We start from the raw sequence: 16,503 nt of genomic DNA on the forward strand, positions 1-16,503 counted from the left end.
AAAGGCCTCACGAATGAGGCCTTTACTTTTTAACAGCATGGGGTTGTCCTGCATTTTTATTGGTTTTGATGGCCCGGTAGATAACCTCAATCTTCCTCGCATATGCCAGTCGTCGCATGGCCTGCCTGTCCGTTCTGCGGAACCCGGCGTTGTAGGCACCGACCGCCTCCCAGCTTATACCCCATTTCTGAAACGCCAGTGCCAGATAATATGCGCCGGTGTAAATATTCAGGCAGGCATCTGTCAGAAGATTTTGCGGTTTAATTCCGTACTGCGACAGTTGCATATGGTGCTGCGAATCGATTTGCATCAGTCCGGCACCGTAGCCTGTTCCCGGATTTTTTCCGATGGCACCCACCACCCATTTTGACTCCTGCCATGAAATAGCCCGGAGCAGATCCGGATCTATTCGATAATCCCGTCCTGCCATATCAAAACAATCCGCTGCCATTGACGAACTGGAAAATAAAAAAAGAGTGAATGCCAGTGCCATTCCTTTCATGGTTATCCCTCCGGGGCCAGATGCCGGAATTACGTTAACCCATCCCAGATGCAGACTCAACAAATATGCACTCCTCACCACAAAATCACCACACCCCACGCAAAATTAAAATTTTGCAGATTTGTATTTTAGAACAGTGACATAACTTTCGTTATGTTATTTTATGTAATATAACACTGTATAATCACGAGTCGTAAGCAAGTCGTGTATAAGTTACAGGTAAGTCTGTGACGACTTATACACAACTCACGCATTTATTTTCATGTACTTATGATGACTTAACTCTAGGGTTGAGTCGTTATATACATCGTAAGACAACATACCTAGAGTCCAGACTTAAGTTTAGAGTTGTAATGAGATAAAACTCGCGTTATCTTCTGCTCATAATATCTCACCTGTTGCAAGTTTTAATAAAGGAACTGATATGGCCAGGGTCCAAGCGTATGCCAGCGATGAAGTAGCTGAGAAAATTAATGCAATTGTTGAAAAGCGCAAGGCTGAAGGGGCGAAAGATAAAGATGTAAGCTTTTCAAGTGTAGCTTCAATGCTTCTTGAATTAGGGTTGCGAGTTTATGAGGCACAAATGGAACGAAAGGACTCTGGTTTCAACCAGACTGAGTTCAATAAAATGTTGCTTGAAAATGTGATAAAAACCCAGTTTTCTATTTCTAAAGTTTTGGCTATGGAATCGCTCAGCCCACATATACTGGGTGACGAGCGTTTTGATTTCAAGTCAATGGTTGTGAACATCAGAGATGATGCAAAAGAGGTGGTGGAACGATTCTTCCCAGCTCTGGATGAAGATGAATAAAATAATAGAGTTTGTATCTTTATTTAAAGGATAAAAAAGAATAAAGATCTAGGCTTAGTAAGTGACAAGGACTGTCAGGGATTATAAAATGGAATTAGTGCAGTGATTAAAATTTGTTGTAGCGTTAGCGCCTGGGGCTTTCCCCCCCAGACGCCAACTATCCATAGTGTCCTTTCGAGGAGGCGCCTATGTGTGCGAAGGATCGTAGTCAAATTGCAGTATGCAGTCAAACAGAATCCATTCAATACTTTGTCGAAATGCTTAACATTTCGTCGAGTCCTTCTTTTGTTCGTGACTCCCACGGTAAACTTGTTCACACCAACTCACGCTTTGATCAAGTTTTTTTAACAAACAATGAACGCAATTCATGGTTTGCATCTATTCCAGTAGATACAGGAATGGAGTTGGTTCGTTCTGAATTAAGAGCTCTAACATCAAGAGTTGCTTGTCTTGTAAGTAATGTTCAAATTAATAATGAAGTTTGGACGGTATTTATAGAGTGTATGACTTTTAATGATGACTTATTTAGTAAATGGGTGTTCATAAAAGACTCTGATAGTATTGTTGATCAACTTGGCAGATATAAGGCTTTTTCTGTTCGTATGGATCGCTATATTGAAAAAATATCAAGAGCGGCTAGTTCTGAGTGGGCTATTATAAATCTATACTCAGCAGGGTTAACCCATTCAACTATTTCTAAAATTACTGGTGTGGAAGAGCAAACTTCAAAAAATGCCGTGAGTAAAATGAAGAGAGAGTTAAATTTCCCTGACAGAGATTATATTATATTATCGTCAATATATTCTCTAAATTATAGCAAGATAATTCATAATGTGATTAGTGTGTTAAAGTTGGATTGTTAGTATATTGTTAAACTAATAGTACGAATGGTACTTTTGATTTGTAAAAATACTTTACTCAAAATTGCTCCTCAATTGGTTTACTTTTGGTCTTGTCAATGTAAACTTTCTTAAAGTTTATTAACGTGGGGTTTGGGAGGGGCGATTGGAAACAAAGGTCAGGAGTAATGCGCGGCCTGCGCCAGGAAAAAATGTGCTTCTGAGACTGGATGATGAAACAAACCGACGGCTAATCAAAGCAAAAGACAGAAGCCGTAGAAGTAAAACGTCTGAAGCTTATTTTCGGTTGAAAGATCATCTGGAAAGATTTCCCGATTTTTATAATTCAGAAATCAATAAGCCAGGAGGTAAATAGAGAAAAAACTTAAATTATGCGAGTCCACATATCTGCTTTTTGAACTAATCATTCTTTATTAAAGGGAATAAATATGAATGCTGTATTAAGTGTTAAGGGAAATGCTTTCTCTGAAGAAACCAAACCGTCTTTTCTGTCACGCGTTTTCAATAAAAAGACAGCGCTGAAAGTGACCAAGGCTACGCTGCCGTTGGCAGTTCTGGCGTCGTTCTTCCCGGACGTTGCTATGGCCACCACTACCGCAACCGACCTGATGAAATCCGGTGATACCACCGTTAAAGGTACCTTCGGTAAATCATCCAGCGTGGTCAAATGGGTTGTTCTGGCAGAAGTTATCGCGGGCGGCATCATGTACATGATGACCAAAAATGTGAAGTTCCTGTTCGGCTTCGCCATCATTTCGACCTTTATTACCGTCGGTATGTCGGTCGCAGGTTACTAACAGGATAAAGGTGATGACGGGAGACGAATTAAAGAAATACCGTTTCCCGGAAACGCTGACAAACCAGTCCCGCTGGTTTGGTTTATACCTCGATGAACTTATCCCGGCCGTCATTTGCCTCGGCTGGGGTTTTTGGACCAGTAAGTTCCTCTTTGGTATAGCTGCAGCGGTACTGGTTTTCTGGGGTATTAAGAAACTCAAAAAAGGGCGGGGCAGTACCTGGTTGCGCGACCTTATTTACTGGTATCTGCCGACATCCCTTCTTAAAGGATTTTTTCACGATATCCCGGACTCCTGTTTCCGGCAGTGGATTAAATAAAACAGTGGGGAATAACACATGGAACATGGCGCCCGACTCAGCACCTCGCGTGTCATTGCGCTGGGATATATCTGTATGGGGACAGTCCTTCTTCTCAGTCTGTCTACCAATATCATTCTGGGGATTAATAACTACCGCCTTCAGAACGAACAGAAGGTGGCGGTGACTCCCATGCTGTTCAATGCGCCTTTCGCTGTTTCTCAGAATCAGGCGGACGCTTCTTATCTTGAACAACTGGGCATGAGCTTTATTGCATTACGTCTGAATGTCACGCCGGAAACGGTCGACGCCCAGCATCAACAACTGCTCCGGTATGTATTACCTGCCTCACAGAACAGTCTTAAGGTCCAGCTGGCTGAAGATGCGAAGCGGATAAAAGACAATAACGTGAACTCCACTTTTTATATGACGTCTGTTCGTGCGTATCCGGCAGAAAATCGGGTGGATTACCGTGGAGAACTGAAAACCTGGATAGGGGATTCTGCGCCCTACAGTGAAATTAAAAGTTACGTCCTGCAGTTTAATCGTGTTGATGGTGTCAGCTGGCTGGCGCGTTTTGGAGAAATAAATAATGAAAAAAATTAACCCGTTATTTATCTCCGGTTGCCTGTTTTTTTCGCTACCTGCGATATCGGCTACCCTCAGCGGTACGCTGGCTCCGACTGTTGTACCCCTGGCCAACGGCGGACAGGCAAACATCGCTGTCAGCAACACAGACCCAAACCTCTTCACGGTACCAGGAGACCGGATCACCGCCATTAACAGTCTGGATGGCGGGCTGACGAACCAGGAGCAGACCGACAGTGGCGGGGCGATCCTTGCTACGGTCAGCAAGAAACCATTCACGTTTATTGTGGAAACAGAGCGCGGCCTCAACTTTTCTGTCCGTGCGGTGCCGCGTGCCGGAGTGGGCCGGACTATCCAGCTGGTATCCGAGCTCACTGGCACGCCCGGGCCGGCTAAATCATGGGAGGAATCCAACCCGTATGAAAGCGTTCTTGTTTCGCTGAACCGCGCTGTTCGCCAGGGTCAGATCCCTGATGAATACCAGTCCATCCCTGTCACATCAGAAGTGTTATCCGTGCCTGCCGGCCTTCGCGCCACGGCGGCCCGGGTCTGGACCGGTCACCATCTTAAAGTTGTTCTGTACAACGTTGAAAATGTAACGCTGTCGGCGCGAAACATCCGGGAAAGCGATTTCTGGCAGGCGGGAACGCGCGCCATCATGCTCAGTGGCTCCGCGAGCCAGCTGGTTGGCGGTGGTCGCATGCAGGTCTGGGTTACCACGGCAGAGGAGTCACGTTGATGGCCAACTTTAATACGCTAATCAAACGTAAACAGTATCTCTGGCTGGTCCTCATTCTTGTCAGTGGTGCATGTGCGATTGCTGGCGGGATGTATCTGTCCGATCTGAATCTGAGTTCAGAAGAAGAAGCCCCCGTACAGGGTGAACCGGCGCCGGACATGACCGGGGTGGTGGACAGTCAGTTCAACAGTAAGGTGGAGCAACATGCGACCACGGAAATGCAGGCCACTGCAGCAGATCTGAATAAGCGCTTTGGCGCTCTGCAGGGAGAAGTGGATTTACTCAGTAAAGCGCGCAGCGCAGACCAGATCCGTATCGACAAACTCAGCAATGAAAATGTGGCCATGCAGGAGCAACTGAAGACGCTGGGCGTGAAACCGGCCGTGTCTGGCGGCGAGCCTGCGCCGTCGCCACCCTCGCCGCCGCCGGGACCGGAAGGGGAGCCGCAGCCGACAAATTTCCCTGCGCAGTCTGGTGGTGCAGTCCCTCCGCCAACAGCGTTCTATCCTGGCAATGGCACCGTGCAGGCTCCACAGGTTAGCTATCAGTCCGTACCGGTACCGAACCAGATACAGCGCAAAACGTTCAGCTATGACCGCGGTAAGAAAACAAAGTCACTGCCCTACATTCCGTCAGGCAGCTTTGCCAAAAGCAAGCTGATCGAAGGTGCTGATGCCAACGCTTCCGTTACCGGGAATGAATCAACCGTACCGATGTCGCTGAGAATTATTGGGCATGTGGAAATGCCGAACAGCAAAACCTATGACCTGACCGGTTGCTTTGTCGGCCTCGAAGCCTGGGGGGACGTATCGAGTGAGCGCGCCATCGTTCGCACCCGCAATATCAGCTGTATCAAAGGCGACAAAACTATCGACCAACCCATTCAGGGTCATGTGTCCTTTATGGGCAAAAACGGCATAAAAGGGGAAGTGGTGATGCGTAACGGAAAAATCCTCGGCTGGGCCTGGGGGGCTGGGTTTATTGACGGGATTGGTCAGGGGATTGAGCGAGCTTCGCAGCCAGCGGTCGGTCTGGGTGCCACAGCCTCCGTTGGCGCCGGTGATGTCCTGAATATGGGGATTGGCGGCGGATCATCGAAAGCGGCACAGACGTTAGGCGATTACTACATCAAACGCGCTGAGCAGTATCACGCGGTGATCCCGATCGGCGCGGGCAACGAAGTCACCATAGTGTTTCAGGACGGTTTCCAGCTGAAAACGATTGAGGAGATTGAAGCGGAGAAGAATGGCCAACAGCAGGAGCAGAACCAGCAGCAACCCGAACAACCTGAGAGCAGGTCACAGCAATCCGGCGGGAACCTGAATGGTTTTAATACCGATGAGATGCTGAAGAAACTGGGCAAGCTGGACCCGCATCAGTTCTCGCCGGGAGCAATGTCGAGGGGCGAAAACTCAGGTCAGTAAGTCAGGGTATGAACAAGGGTTAATCACCATAAATAACCCACCGGGAATATAAAGGGGAATATATGAAGGAATTAATGCTGTTAATTCCTCTGGGCAGCGCTTTGCTCTTAACCGGGTGCGCGGGCACAGAGTCTGATTTTGAATGTAATGCCACAACATCCGATACCTGTATGACGATGGAGCAGGCGAATGAGAAAGCAAAAGCCCTGGAGGAAAACGCATCAGCAAAGCCGGCTGCGGCAGGGTTGCCACGACTGGCTGACGGAAATTTCAGGACGTCTTCGCCAAACTCATACCCGCTGCCGCCTCAGACAGTCATTAATCCGGTGCGAAATACTGCGCCAGCTGTGACGGTGAGCAATAAATCCGGGTTCCTGAATACGGTACCGGTCAATCATGATGACGTCCTGAGAACCCGGACTGCTCCGGTATATATCAGGCCGGTTAGTGTTGGTACCTATACCTCTCCGTCTACGGTACCCGGTAATTATCCAAGGCCGCTAAGAAAGGGCGAGCAAACAGCGTCATTATGGATAGCGCCTTACGTTGATTCCGGGGATGTTTATCACCAGCCCACAACGGTTGTATTTGTTGTTACACCATCGGCGTGGGGCCAGCCGCGTATTAATTAATCGTCAGCGCCATAAATGGCGCTGTATTCCTCATTTTATGACTGGCTTTAAAACGAGTGCCCTGTGCGTTGAAAGGGATGGGCGGTAGCGTGCATAAATATTTTATGCTGAGAGGGGAAATGAAACCCATTTATCTGTTTATAGCCCTTATGTTGATGCTACCTGCTGGATTAGTTTTGTTGTCAGTGCTCGGAGCTGTGAAAGAAGGAAATCAGACATCTGATTTTACGGCGATTATATGGGTCTGTTTAATTATGGTGTTTACAGGCGTGGTTATGGTATTTAAATGGTTAGACAGTTAAATGATTAGACAGAGGTGATAAAAATCATGTGGGATGACAGGGTTATAAATTTTTTTTGTTTGCTTATAGTTGTATTGGCAAGCGTGATGTTTTTATTTAAATTAACGCAACCCAGCAATGATGATTTAATTAAGGACGGTAAATACTGGTCGACTGACTGCACCTTAAAGGAAGTTGACATTCCCACCGGCTTTTTAACCAGTAACATTAACCGCCTGGACTGTTCCGGGGTCGTTGTTAATGTGGTGACAGACAAGTATGACCGCGCAGTAACCGCTTATAACAAATCTAAATAGTAGAGGTGTAAGATGGTTAATTTTAAAGACTTTGAGCACGACAGAGATGAAAAAGATCGGAAGTATTGGGATTATGGCGAAAGTCAGGCCCTTGTTAATATGAATGAATGGATTGGAAATAATAATATTGAAGTAGTCGCCGTTGAAACTATGGTCACTGTTCGGGGTAATATGGCCAGTACTGTTAGCATGTTTAATGCATTTAGACTCTGGTATAAAGAACCTTTGAATGATGCGATGGATACACTGAAAGGAGGTCGGTAATGAGAACCTACTATCTGGAAGGTAATAATATTGCCTGGCTTAATGGTGTGTGGTTATTGCTTATCTTTATCGGGGTTGTCGGGGCACTGGCCATGTTTGTTATCCCTGAAAAAATTAATCTTCGAGTCTGCAGAGCTAATACGTTTTTCTTTAGTGCGCTTATGGCAGTGCTTGCGTTTGGCATGCTTATTGGCTTCTCAAGTCGGTCATTCACAAAGGATGAACTTGAAGCCGGGAGACACTGGAAGAATGACTGCAAACTGCTGGAGGTGAACATTCCAACAGGCACGTTTACTGATACTGTAAACAAACTGGATTGTGCGGGTGTCACTATCAATGTCCCTAAACCTGAATATGACGTTTATATCCGGCAGTGGAAATTGTATGAGGCTAAAAATAAATGAGTGCACGCCAGCTAAAACTTATCATTTCTCTTTGTGTTATTGTTTTTGTAGGCAGCATATTTTCCCCTATTTACGAAAACTATCTTGATAGTCAGCCTGCCACGCCGGAGCAACTACATACGATTATTCGCGAAACACCCTGTGCGGGTAAAGTATTGCTGCTGGCCCTTGACGTTAACGATGGTAATTCGTCTGAGCCGTTAACTCTCGGTTACGCAAACGAACTCGCGTCAGGGTGTAAAGAAAAAGAAATGCTAATGGAAAGCAAAAAAATCCGTGAGGGTGAAATGACTACATTCCGCGAAAAACAACTGAAAGCTCTGAACGGTATCAATAAATGAAAGGGGTGATGACAATGGGGTTTGTTACAAAATACGGGTCTTTGTTTGTCCCTGTTATCTACTGGCTTGTTTATCTGGCAGCCAGGTTTATTTATAACGGACTGGCGGGAGAGTACACGCCTGATTTCATTCAGAGCATTAGTCATGATGGTGTGTTTATTATCTGTAGCTTACTGGTGTTCTATCTTGCTTGTTTACGAATTAAAGACAGTGGTAGTGAAATCTCAGCAGTACTCTTTTGGTCTGTTGTTGGTTTTCATGTGGCCGCGTTAGTTATTACGTTTCTTATCTGTTTATGGAAGGGGGCGCTTTTGTGGGACGTTATTTTCTTCTGGCAACTGGGGGCCTCCATGTTATTGCTGTTTTTTATGCCTGCTTACCTTCTCCTGCGGTGATTAAACCGTTAATGCTGATATTTTCACGATAATCTGTTTTCTACTTTAGATGGTTAATTAACACCCTCATTAAGGAACGCTCGCATGAGTAATAACCTGATGGATACCGTTGCTCAGGCCGTGAATTCGCTGGTGTCTGCGTTTAAATTGCCCGACGAATCTGCCAAAGCCAACGACATGCTGGGCAGCATGAATTTCCCACAGTTCAGCCGGGTTTTGCCCTATAAGGATTATGACTCTGCGACCGGACTGTTTATTAATGCCAAAACCGTCGGTTTTATGTTTGAGGCCCGACCTTTACCGGGCGCTAACGCACATATCGTGGCCTCGCTGGAAAACCTGCTGAGAACCAAAATTCCCCGCGGTGTTCCGGTGACCATTAATCTTATCTCGAGCAAGCTGGTCGGGGACGATATTGAGTATGGATTACGGGAGTTCAGCTGGAGCGGTAAAGAGGCCAAAAAGTTTAATGCCATTACCCGCGCCTATTATCTTCGGGCGGCTGAAACACAGTTCTCCCTGCCTCCGGGGATGGATTTACCCCTGACTCTGCGTAACTACCGTGTCTTTATCTCCTGCTGTGTACCCCGAAAGAAACATTCGAAAGCACAGATCGTCGAGCTGGAGAACCAGGTAAAAATCATCCGGGCTTCCCTGCAGGGTGCGCAAATTCCAACGCGGATACTGGATGCCCAGGGCCTGGTCGATATCGTGCGTGAACAGGTGAACCCTGATCCGGGTGAAATGTACCGTAAGCCTTACAAACTGGACCCGTACCAGGACCTGAATTATCAGTGTGTGGATGACAGTTTTGATATGCAGGTCACTGCAAACCACCTGAAGATTGGTCTGCTGGACCGGAACGGTAAAGAGAAAGTCACCCGTGTTACCAATTATCATCTGGCCCGCGATCCGGAAATCGCCTTCCTCTGGACCAGTGCGGACAACTACGCCAACCTGTTGAACCCGGAGCTCTCCATCTCCTGCCCGTTTGTCATCACGCTGACGTTAATGGTGGAGGACCAGGTGAAGACCCAGAACGAGGCCAACCTGAAGTACCTCGATCTGGAGAAAAAAAGCAAAACCTCTTATGCGAAATACTTCCCGTCAGTGGAAAAAGAGGTTCAGGAGTGGGGGGACATCCGCCAGCGGCTGGCAACCAATCAGTCCTCTCTGGTGAGTTACTTCTTTAATATCACGGCCTACACCGACGATAACGCCGAAGCCTCTCTGGCGACCGAGCAGCAGATCCTCAACAGCTATCGTAAAGGCGGCTTTGAGCTGCTGCCCGCACGTTACCACCATCTGCGAAATTATCTGGCCATGCTGCCGTTTAAATCCGGTGAGGGGCTTTTCAAAGAGCTTCAGGCTGCAGGTGTCGTCAAGCGGGCAGAAACCTTCAATGTGGCCAACCTGCTGCCGGTTGTTGCTGACAGTCCGTTAGCGCCTGCCGGATTACTGGCGCCCACCTATCGCAACCAGCTGGCGTTCATCGACCTGTTCTATGAGGGGATGAACAACACCAACTTCAATATGGCGGTCTGCGGGACCTCCGGGGCGGGTAAAACCGGCCTTATTCAGCCACTGATCCGCAGCGTACTGGACTCTGGCGGTTTTGCCTGGGTATTCGACATGGGCGGCGGCTATAAGTCCTTATGCGAGAACATGGGCGGGGTTTACCTCGACGGTGACTCACTGAAATTCAACCCGTTTGCCAACATTCTGGATGACGCCAATTTTGACCTGTCGGCTGAGCGTATCCGCGACCAGATGTCGGTGATGGCGAGCCCGAACGGCAACCTGGATGAGGTGCATGAAGGTCTGCTGCTGCAGGCGGTGCAGGCGGCCTGGCTGAGCAAGCGTAATAAGGCCCGTATCGATGATGTGGTCGATTTTCTCAAAACCGCGAAAGAGAGTCCGGATTATGCCGAGTCACCGACCATCCGCAGCCGCCTGGATGAAATGATTATTCTGCTTGACCAGTACACGGTCGGCGGGATTTACGGTGATTACTTCAACTCCGATGAACCGTCATTGCACGATGATGCCCGGATGGTGGTCCTCGAGCTCGGCGGTCTTGAATCGCGGCCTTCACTGCTGGTTGCGGTGATGTTCTCGCTGATTATCTATATCGAAAACCGGATGTACCAGTCCCCGCGCAGCCTGAAAAAGCTCAACGTGATTGATGAAGGCTGGCGACTGCTGGACTTCAAAAACGAAAAAGTCGGCACCTTTATTGAGAAGGGGTACCGTACCGCGCGCCGCCACCTGGGGTCATATATCACCATCACGCAAAATATCGTGGATTTCGACTCACCCACCGCATCCAGTGCGGCGCGGGCGGCCTGGGGTAACTCCTCATACAAAGTCATCCTTAAGCAGTCTGCCAAAGAGTTTGCCAAATATAACCAGCTCTACCCGGATCAGTTTACGCAAATGCAGCGGGACATGATTAACAGCTTTGGGTCAGCCAAAGACCAGTGGTTCAGCTCCTTCATGCTGCAGGTGGAGGCACATACATCCTGGCATCGTCTGTTCGTCGATCCCCTCAGCCGCGCAATGTACTCCTCAAGCGGGGCCGATTTCGAGTACATCAAAGGTCGCAAAAAGCAGGGAACGGACATTCACGACGCGGTGTACGAGCTGGCCAGCCGGAATTTCCCGGCAGAAATGTCTGACCTGGAAGCCCGCATTGCCCATGACAACATAAGGAACGTAGCCTGATGGACAACAACTCTGAGCAGCAAAGAACGACATTCTTCACTTTACGACGGAGTCTGACCGTTATCGCCCTCGTGGGCACCATTCTGGCGACCAATGTCTTTATCACGCGTCTGGTGCTGGCACATACCGCGCCACGGGTGGTGGCCTTCGATATGAAGAAGACGCTGGACAGTTTTATGGACAGCGTCAGTCAGAAGCCGCTGTCAGAGGCGCAGTCAAAAGCGCTCTCAGACCGCTTTAACGCAGCGCTGGAGCAGAGCCTGGCCGACTATCAGAAAACGAATCATGTCCTGATCCTGGTTTCACCGGCCGTGGTTCAGGGCGCACCCGATGTCACCCGTAAAATCCAGACCGACATTGCCACCCGAATGAAGGGGGCGCGGGAATGAAACGCACCGGTATTGCCGTGCTGGCGTTTTGCCTGATTTCCCCGGGCGTGCCGGCGGCTGACCTGGGAACCTGGGGTGATCTGTGGCCGGTTCAGGAGCAGGACATGCTGACGCTCATTACTCAGCGTCTCGAGGCGCTACAGAAGTCGGGGAAATGGGCGCAGGAAATGGAAGCGTTCAAAGGACGCGTGATTGAGAACAGCCAGCGACCGGCGCCGGTTGAGGGAGTAGGGAAAGCGGATAAGTATGAACAGCGCTGGTTCGACCCCAGTATCCGGCTGACTGAGGACCTGAAAGATCACAACGGGCGGGTGTTCGCGCGCAAAGGCGACGTTCTGAATCCGCTGAAAACGGTCCCCTTTATGCAGACGCTGTACTTTATCGACGGTGACGATCCGGACCAGGTCGCCTGGATGAAACGGCAGGTCCCCGACACCCTGATAAGCAAAATTATTCTGGTGAAAGGGAGCGTGCCGGATACGTCAGTGGCGCTCGATGCCCGAATTTATTTTGACCAGAACGGTGTGCTTTCAAAACGGTTCGGCCTGACCAGGGTGCCGGCGCGCATTACCCCGGCGCCCTCGGGTGAGCGGCTAAATATTGAGACCTTCCCGTCTGTCCCGCAGCCATGAACAAGCGTGGCATGACCAGCAAAAGAGATGAATTATGACGTTGATATTAGCCGTAACAACGATGCTCCTGGCGCTCTTGACTGGGCTGATGTGGTCAGTCATGCGTAAGCAGGACACCGTTATACAGAGTCTCGCGACGAGAGAAAGCTACCTGGTATGTGAGGCCGATCGACTCCGGACAGACAACGAGAAATTGTATCGCTGGATGAGAGTCAACGGGGAGTTCGTTATCGATGAAATGACCCTTGAACTCGATGTGTTGCCCACCGTTCGCCAGACGAACCGCGATTCGTATCGCCGCCAGCTTTACCTGTTTAACTGCCTGTCCCTGATTGTATGGAACGGGATGGAGGGGGCGGAAGACGCGACCCGGGAAAAGGTCCGCAACAAAACCGATGCGCTCCGTCTTGTCCTCAGGGAGAACATTAACGAATGAAAGCCGCTGTGTTTTTCCTCATCTACGTTGCGTTCTCAACATTCTCTGGCCGCGCGGCCGCAGACCCGTCCTGCGAAGGCCGCTTTGTTAACCCGATTTCCGATGTGTGCTGGCAGTGTATTTTCCCGATGTCTATCGGGAGTGCCTCTGTGGCCGCCGGCGGCGGCCCGGACACGGTGAATCCGGCCAGCCCTATTCAAACGTGCCCCATGCCGCCACCGATTTTTTACCGTATTGGGATGGCGATAGGTTACTGGGAGCCGATGGCCCTGACGGATGTCAGCCGCTCTCCGGGGTGCATGGTGAATATGGGCGGGTTTAGCCTCAACCTGGGAAAAACCGGGATGGGGACCGCGAAAAAGGACGACAAGCAGGTCAACGGGGCCTTCTATCACGTGCACTGGTACAAATATCCGCTGACCAGCTGGCTCAGCATTATCACGTCGGCGGGTTGCCTGCAGGGCGGAGATATGGATATCGCCTACCTCTCTGAAATTGACCCGACCTGGGTGGACAGCAGCCTGACCACCATTCTGAACCCCGAGGCCGTTTTGTTTGCGAACCCGATTGCCCAGGGGGCCTGCGCCGCTGATGCCATTGCCAGCGCATTCAACAAGCCGCTGGACATCCTCTTCTGGTGTGCAGGCTCTCAGGGCTCGATGTATCCCTTCAGCGGGTGGGTCAGCAACGAATCCAGCCCGCTGCAGTCATCGCTGCTGCTGAGTGAACGCATGGCCTACAAGCTCCACCGGCAGGGACAGATCCTGGAGACCGTCGGGGCCGATGTCGCGGTCTGTTACGAATACCCGTCACCGATTATTCCCAAGGAGCGCTGGCGGTACCAGATGGTGAATATGTACCCCGACAGCGCGCAGTGCCATCCCCTGGGGCGAACGGTCACGCGCTGGGAGGTCGGGAAAAACCCGCCAGTAACCCGAAAGAACTTCGGCTATCTGATGTGGCGAAAACGTAACTGTGTCTACTGAAAGGAGTCTACTGTGAAATTACTGAACATACTGACGGTGATGCTGTTACTGACCCGTACCGTCGCCGCGGCAGAGGGCGCAGTTTCGTCAGACCCGATGGCGGCGGATCGTCAGTGGCTTAAGCAGCAGGAGGATTTCAGCGAGCAGTTGCGCCGGCATCCAGATAAGGCGTTGCAGCAGGATCTTGAAGCACAAATCAGCCGTAACCCCCTTACCCGTTCAGATCAGCAGTTCATCGATAATCTGGCCAGTCAGCAGCGGGAGTCGACCCGGGATAAGCCGGCGGAAGGTGCCGTGTATTTCATCTCCTTCTCAATACCGGACGAGGGGTTAAAACGGATGCTGCATGAAACCCACCGCTACGGTATTCCCGCCATGCTCCGGGGGCTCGTCAATAACGATATGAAAGCCACCACTGATGCAGTGATGGGATTGGTTAAAGCGGGGATCACCGAAGGGGTGCAAATCGACCCGACGCTCTATTCACAGTACAACATCCGCAGTGTTCCCGCGCTGGTTGTGCGCTGCAAAGCCGGTTTTGACGTCATACAGGGCAATATTCGCCTGAAGCAGGCCCTGGAAAAGGTGGTTGAGAAAGGGGATTGTGCAGAGACTGCCCGAAAACTGCTGGGAGGTGCCTGATGAAATCACTTCCCCTGATCCTGATGCTCCATATGTTCGTGCTCGGGACATTTATCTGGTTTACGGTTCCTGCCTGTGCTGACAGCACGTCCGATTACAAAGCGGGCGCTGATTATGCAAAACAAATACAGGGAAGCGGGACTGACGCGCTGAAGAATTTCAACGGGGCTGACACGCTGCCAGGGTATACCAGCAAACCGGCGCAGACGAAATATTACGGCGGCGTCTCCGCCAGCGGTGACAGTAACCTGAAAAGCGATTCCGCAGCGGAATGGGCCAGCAGTGATGTGGGGAACAGCATCACGGAGTCGTTTACTAACCGTCCCCCGGACAGTATTTCGGCCGACGCGCCATTCATTCAGGCGGCGAAAGAGACCGAGTCCAGAGCGGATTCGATTGTGGGGAATACCGGTCAGGCCTGTACGGCACAGGTGGTTAATCGTAGCGAGTTCACGAACCATACGTGCGAGCGGGATTTGCAGGTGGAGAACTTCTGCACGCGGGAGGCGACGCTGAAAGACAACGCCACGACGCAAAAGGTCAGTCGTACCTACCAGCAGGCTGTCCCGATGAATTTCACCCGAAACAGCACCCGATGGAGCGGGACGCTGACCATCCCGTCGACAGGGCGGCTGCTCAGCGTGTCTGTTGACGGTGAACCTCTGCCGGTTCCCTGGATTTATGAATGTGACAACGAAGGAAAGGTCAGAGACAGTTGCAAGCTTGCAGTCAGTGAAAACATCAGCCTCTTTGATAAAACATTCCCTGTCGATGTGATGACCTGGCCTAATACGATGTCGATATGTTCCGGTGGTCAGAACACACACTGTAGTTACCATTACTACGATGGTACCGGGAAAATTCACCAGTCTTTCAGCATGGACCGGAACGTTGTTGCAGGGCAGACCTTTGCGGTAACGAAAACGTCGAAAACCCAACCATCAGTAAATGTTAAATCCATTCAGGTGACGGTCATACTGGTCATGGAAGAGACGGAAACCGTATTTGCACCAGAGGTGGTCTGGGTTGAAAGCTGTCCGTTCAGCAAGGACGAGGGCACGAAAACAGGCGAAGAATGTATCAGCCCGGGCGGGACGAAAACCCTCAACCTGGGCGGGAAGGCGTATTCCTTCACAGAAGCATGCTGGAAATACAAAGACACCTGGCTGACTCAGCCGGCGGATAACGGCTCCTGTGAAAACCTGATGAGTAATGCAGCCTGCACGCTCTCATCACGCCAGTGTGCATTCAGCGCGGAAGACGGGACCTGTTTGCACGAGTATGCGACCTATTCCTGTGAAACCCGGACCAGCGGTAAGCAGATGATCTGCGGCGGGGATGTGTTCTGCCTCGATGGCGAGTGTGATAAAGCGGTCAGCGGCACGAACAACGGCTTTGGACAGGCGGTTTCTGAGCTCGCGGCGCTGGCGGCGGCAGGAGAGGATGTTGCTAAGTTGAACGGCGTGGATGTGAAGGCGTTCACCGGTAAAGCGAAGTACTGCAAAAAATTCGCGGCCGGATTCAGTAACTGCTGCAAAGACAGTGGGTGGGGGCAGGACGTTGGCCTGGCACGCTGCAGAAGCGAAGAGAAGGCACTGGCCAAAGCAAAAACAAACAAGCTGACGGTTAGCGTGGGGGAGTTTTGCTCTAAGAAGGTATTGGGGATCTGCCTGGAGAAGAAACGCAGCTACTGCCAGTTTGACTCCAAGCTGGCTCAGATCGTTCAGGAACAGGGCCGCAACGGACAACTGCATATTAGTTTCGGGGGCGCCAGCAGCCCGAACTGCCGGGGGATCACGATGGCTGAACTCCAGGGCATTAACTTCAACCGGCTGGATTTTGCGAACTTCATGGAGGACCTGATACATAATCAGAAAATACCGGATAACAGTGAGCTGACTGATAAAACAAAACAACGCATAAAAGAACTTCTCACGCAGTCTTCAGCAAAATGATTTCTGAATAATTAAATTTAAAGGTGATAACAGAGTGTATGGGGATGGGGGCACTGTCGCTTGTTTTCTATGTCATCGCGTTATCC

21 protein-coding genes are annotated in these 16,503 nt (G+C 50.2%); 20 read left to right on the forward strand and 1 reads right to left on the reverse strand.

Annotation, left to right across the window (positions count from 1 at the left end; translation table 11 throughout):
* Window positions 1-22: 22 nt before the first annotated feature.
* Window positions 23-502: a transglycosylase SLT domain-containing protein gene (locus BV390_RS24715; RefSeq protein WP_032732069.1), complete on the reverse strand. Its 480-nt coding sequence runs from the start codon at window positions 500-502 to the stop codon at window positions 23-25.
* 424 nt (window positions 503-926) lie between these two features.
* Here BV390_RS24715 and traM point away from each other — a divergent pair, with 424 nt between their 5' ends.
* The 20 genes from traM to traN all read left to right on the forward strand — a co-directional run bounded on the left by traM (window position 927) and on the right by traN (window position 16,417).
* Window positions 927-1,313 carry a conjugal transfer relaxosome DNA-binding protein TraM gene (gene traM / locus BV390_RS24720; RefSeq protein WP_032744117.1) on the forward strand — a complete coding sequence of 129 codons (387 nt, stop codon included), beginning with the start codon at window positions 927-929 and terminating at the stop codon, window positions 1,311-1,313.
* Window positions 1,314-1,501: 188 nt separating this feature from the next.
* Window positions 1,502-2,176 (forward strand): hypothetical protein, encoded by a 675-nt coding sequence (locus BV390_RS24725; protein ID WP_077254474.1) that lies wholly within the window; start codon window positions 1,502-1,504, stop codon window positions 2,174-2,176.
* Between the two features lie 196 nt (window positions 2,177-2,372).
* Window positions 2,373-2,528, forward strand: a complete 156-nt coding sequence (locus BV390_RS24730; protein WP_071995759.1) for a TraY domain-containing protein — start codon at window positions 2,373-2,375, stop codon at window positions 2,526-2,528.
* 73 nt (window positions 2,529-2,601) lie between these two features.
* Window positions 2,602-2,970: a type IV conjugative transfer system pilin TraA gene (gene traA, locus BV390_RS24735; protein WP_032744115.1), complete on the forward strand. Its 369-nt coding sequence runs from the start codon at window positions 2,602-2,604 to the stop codon at window positions 2,968-2,970.
* 13 nt (window positions 2,971-2,983) lie between these two features.
* Entirely contained in the window at window positions 2,984-3,289 is a 306-nt protein-coding gene (gene traL / locus BV390_RS24740) for a type IV conjugative transfer system protein TraL (protein ID WP_032744112.1), read from the forward strand.
* 18 nt (window positions 3,290-3,307) lie between these two features.
* Window positions 3,308-3,874 carry a type IV conjugative transfer system protein TraE gene (traE, locus tag BV390_RS24745; RefSeq protein ID WP_032744110.1) on the forward strand — a complete coding sequence of 189 codons (567 nt, stop codon included), beginning with the start codon at window positions 3,308-3,310 and terminating at the stop codon, window positions 3,872-3,874.
* A complete protein-coding gene (traK, locus tag BV390_RS24750; protein ID WP_032744107.1) occupies window positions 3,861-4,595 on the forward strand; it encodes a type-F conjugative transfer system secretin TraK in 735 nt (244 codons plus the stop codon). The genes traE and traK overlap by 14 nt, the downstream gene beginning before the upstream one ends.
* Window positions 4,595-6,019: an F-type conjugal transfer pilus assembly protein TraB gene (traB, locus tag BV390_RS24755; protein ID WP_085397430.1), complete on the forward strand. Its 1,425-nt coding sequence runs from the start codon at window positions 4,595-4,597 to the stop codon at window positions 6,017-6,019. Before traK ends, traB begins: the two co-directional genes overlap by 1 nt.
* A 62-nt stretch (window positions 6,020-6,081) precedes the next feature.
* Window positions 6,082-6,651, forward strand: a complete 570-nt coding sequence (gene traV / locus BV390_RS24760; protein ID WP_071995755.1) for a type IV conjugative transfer system lipoprotein TraV — start codon at window positions 6,082-6,084, stop codon at window positions 6,649-6,651.
* A gap of 610 nt (window positions 6,652-7,261) precedes the next feature.
* Window positions 7,262-7,513: a hypothetical protein gene (locus BV390_RS24775; RefSeq protein ID WP_048252518.1), complete on the forward strand. Its 252-nt coding sequence runs from the start codon at window positions 7,262-7,264 to the stop codon at window positions 7,511-7,513.
* Window positions 7,513-7,917 (forward strand): hypothetical protein, encoded by a 405-nt coding sequence (locus BV390_RS24780; protein WP_032744097.1) that lies wholly within the window; start codon window positions 7,513-7,515, stop codon window positions 7,915-7,917. Before BV390_RS24775 ends, BV390_RS24780 begins: the two co-directional genes overlap by 1 nt.
* Window positions 7,914-8,258, forward strand: coding sequence for a hypothetical protein (locus BV390_RS24785; protein ID WP_032744094.1), 345 nt, complete (start codon window positions 7,914-7,916; stop codon window positions 8,256-8,258). Before BV390_RS24780 ends, BV390_RS24785 begins: the two co-directional genes overlap by 4 nt.
* Complete coding sequence (locus BV390_RS24790; protein WP_227502459.1) at window positions 8,255-8,653, forward strand: hypothetical protein; 399 nt, start codon at window positions 8,255-8,257, stop codon at window positions 8,651-8,653. Before BV390_RS24785 ends, BV390_RS24790 begins: the two co-directional genes overlap by 4 nt.
* Before the next feature lie 84 nt (window positions 8,654-8,737).
* Entirely contained in the window at window positions 8,738-11,377 is a 2,640-nt protein-coding gene (traC, locus tag BV390_RS24795) for a type IV secretion system protein TraC (RefSeq protein ID WP_085397431.1), read from the forward strand.
* Complete coding sequence (trbI, locus tag BV390_RS24800) at window positions 11,377-11,766, forward strand: type-F conjugative transfer system protein TrbI (RefSeq protein ID WP_032744089.1); 390 nt, start codon at window positions 11,377-11,379, stop codon at window positions 11,764-11,766. The genes traC and trbI overlap by 1 nt, the downstream gene beginning before the upstream one ends.
* On the forward strand, window positions 11,763-12,398 hold the full coding sequence (traW, locus tag BV390_RS24805; protein ID WP_032744087.1) for a type-F conjugative transfer system protein TraW: 636 nt from the start codon (window positions 11,763-11,765) through the stop codon (window positions 12,396-12,398). Before trbI ends, traW begins: the two co-directional genes overlap by 4 nt.
* Before the next feature lie 100 nt (window positions 12,399-12,498).
* Window positions 12,499-12,834 (forward strand): hypothetical protein, encoded by a 336-nt coding sequence (locus BV390_RS24810; protein WP_227517248.1) that lies wholly within the window; start codon window positions 12,499-12,501, stop codon window positions 12,832-12,834.
* Complete coding sequence (gene traU / locus BV390_RS24815; protein WP_032744082.1) at window positions 12,831-13,820, forward strand: conjugal transfer pilus assembly protein TraU; 990 nt, start codon at window positions 12,831-12,833, stop codon at window positions 13,818-13,820. The genes BV390_RS24810 and traU overlap by 4 nt, the downstream gene beginning before the upstream one ends.
* Window positions 13,821-13,832: 12 nt before the next feature.
* Window positions 13,833-14,462, forward strand: coding sequence for a type-F conjugative transfer system pilin assembly protein TrbC (gene trbC, locus BV390_RS24820; protein WP_032744080.1), 630 nt, complete (start codon window positions 13,833-13,835; stop codon window positions 14,460-14,462).
* The gene (gene traN / locus BV390_RS24825) at window positions 14,462-16,417 is read left to right on the forward strand and encodes a type-F conjugative transfer system mating-pair stabilization protein TraN (protein ID WP_032744076.1); all 1,956 of its coding nucleotides are present in this window, start codon (window positions 14,462-14,464) and stop codon (window positions 16,415-16,417) included. Before trbC ends, traN begins: the two co-directional genes overlap by 1 nt.
* The last annotated feature ends 86 nt before the right edge of the window (window positions 16,418-16,503 follow it).

This window comes from Klebsiella sp. YJ, from assembly GCF_002108615.1.
In the GTDB taxonomy this organism is placed as follows: Bacteria; Pseudomonadota; Gammaproteobacteria; order Enterobacterales; family Enterobacteriaceae; genus Klebsiella; species Klebsiella planticola.

What these genes read in the sequence shown, in the direction of transcription:
- BV390_RS24715 (WP_032732069.1), bottom strand. Translation starts at nt 502, where the DNA reads ATGAAAGGAATGGCACTGGCATTCACTCTTTTTTTATTTTCCAGTTCG.
- traM (WP_032744117.1), top strand. Translation starts at nt 927, where the DNA reads ATGGCCAGGGTCCAAGCGTATGCCAGCGATGAAGTAGCTGAGAAAATT.
- BV390_RS24725 (WP_077254474.1), top strand. Translation starts at nt 1,502, where the DNA reads ATGTGTGCGAAGGATCGTAGTCAAATTGCAGTATGCAGTCAAACAGAA.
- traA (WP_032744115.1), top strand. Translation starts at nt 2,602, where the DNA reads ATGAATGCTGTATTAAGTGTTAAGGGAAATGCTTTCTCTGAAGAAACC.
- traL (WP_032744112.1), top strand. Translation starts at nt 2,984, where the DNA reads ATGACGGGAGACGAATTAAAGAAATACCGTTTCCCGGAAACGCTGACA.
- traE (WP_032744110.1), top strand. Translation starts at nt 3,308, where the DNA reads ATGGAACATGGCGCCCGACTCAGCACCTCGCGTGTCATTGCGCTGGGA.
- traK (WP_032744107.1), top strand. Translation starts at nt 3,861, where the DNA reads ATGAAAAAAATTAACCCGTTATTTATCTCCGGTTGCCTGTTTTTTTCG.
- traB (WP_085397430.1), top strand. Translation starts at nt 4,595, where the DNA reads ATGGCCAACTTTAATACGCTAATCAAACGTAAACAGTATCTCTGGCTG.
- traV (WP_071995755.1), top strand. Translation starts at nt 6,082, where the DNA reads ATGAAGGAATTAATGCTGTTAATTCCTCTGGGCAGCGCTTTGCTCTTA.
- BV390_RS24775 (WP_048252518.1), top strand. Translation starts at nt 7,262, where the DNA reads ATGGTTAATTTTAAAGACTTTGAGCACGACAGAGATGAAAAAGATCGG.
- BV390_RS24780 (WP_032744097.1), top strand. Translation starts at nt 7,513, where the DNA reads ATGAGAACCTACTATCTGGAAGGTAATAATATTGCCTGGCTTAATGGT.
- BV390_RS24785 (WP_032744094.1), top strand. Translation starts at nt 7,914, where the DNA reads ATGAGTGCACGCCAGCTAAAACTTATCATTTCTCTTTGTGTTATTGTT.
- BV390_RS24790 (WP_227502459.1), top strand. Translation starts at nt 8,255, where the DNA reads ATGAAAGGGGTGATGACAATGGGGTTTGTTACAAAATACGGGTCTTTG.
- traC (WP_085397431.1), top strand. Translation starts at nt 8,738, where the DNA reads ATGAGTAATAACCTGATGGATACCGTTGCTCAGGCCGTGAATTCGCTG.
- trbI (WP_032744089.1), top strand. Translation starts at nt 11,377, where the DNA reads ATGGACAACAACTCTGAGCAGCAAAGAACGACATTCTTCACTTTACGA.
- traW (WP_032744087.1), top strand. Translation starts at nt 11,763, where the DNA reads ATGAAACGCACCGGTATTGCCGTGCTGGCGTTTTGCCTGATTTCCCCG.
- BV390_RS24810 (WP_227517248.1), top strand. Translation starts at nt 12,499, where the DNA reads ATGCGTAAGCAGGACACCGTTATACAGAGTCTCGCGACGAGAGAAAGC.
- traU (WP_032744082.1), top strand. Translation starts at nt 12,831, where the DNA reads ATGAAAGCCGCTGTGTTTTTCCTCATCTACGTTGCGTTCTCAACATTC.
- traN (WP_032744076.1), top strand. Translation starts at nt 14,462, where the DNA reads ATGAAATCACTTCCCCTGATCCTGATGCTCCATATGTTCGTGCTCGGG.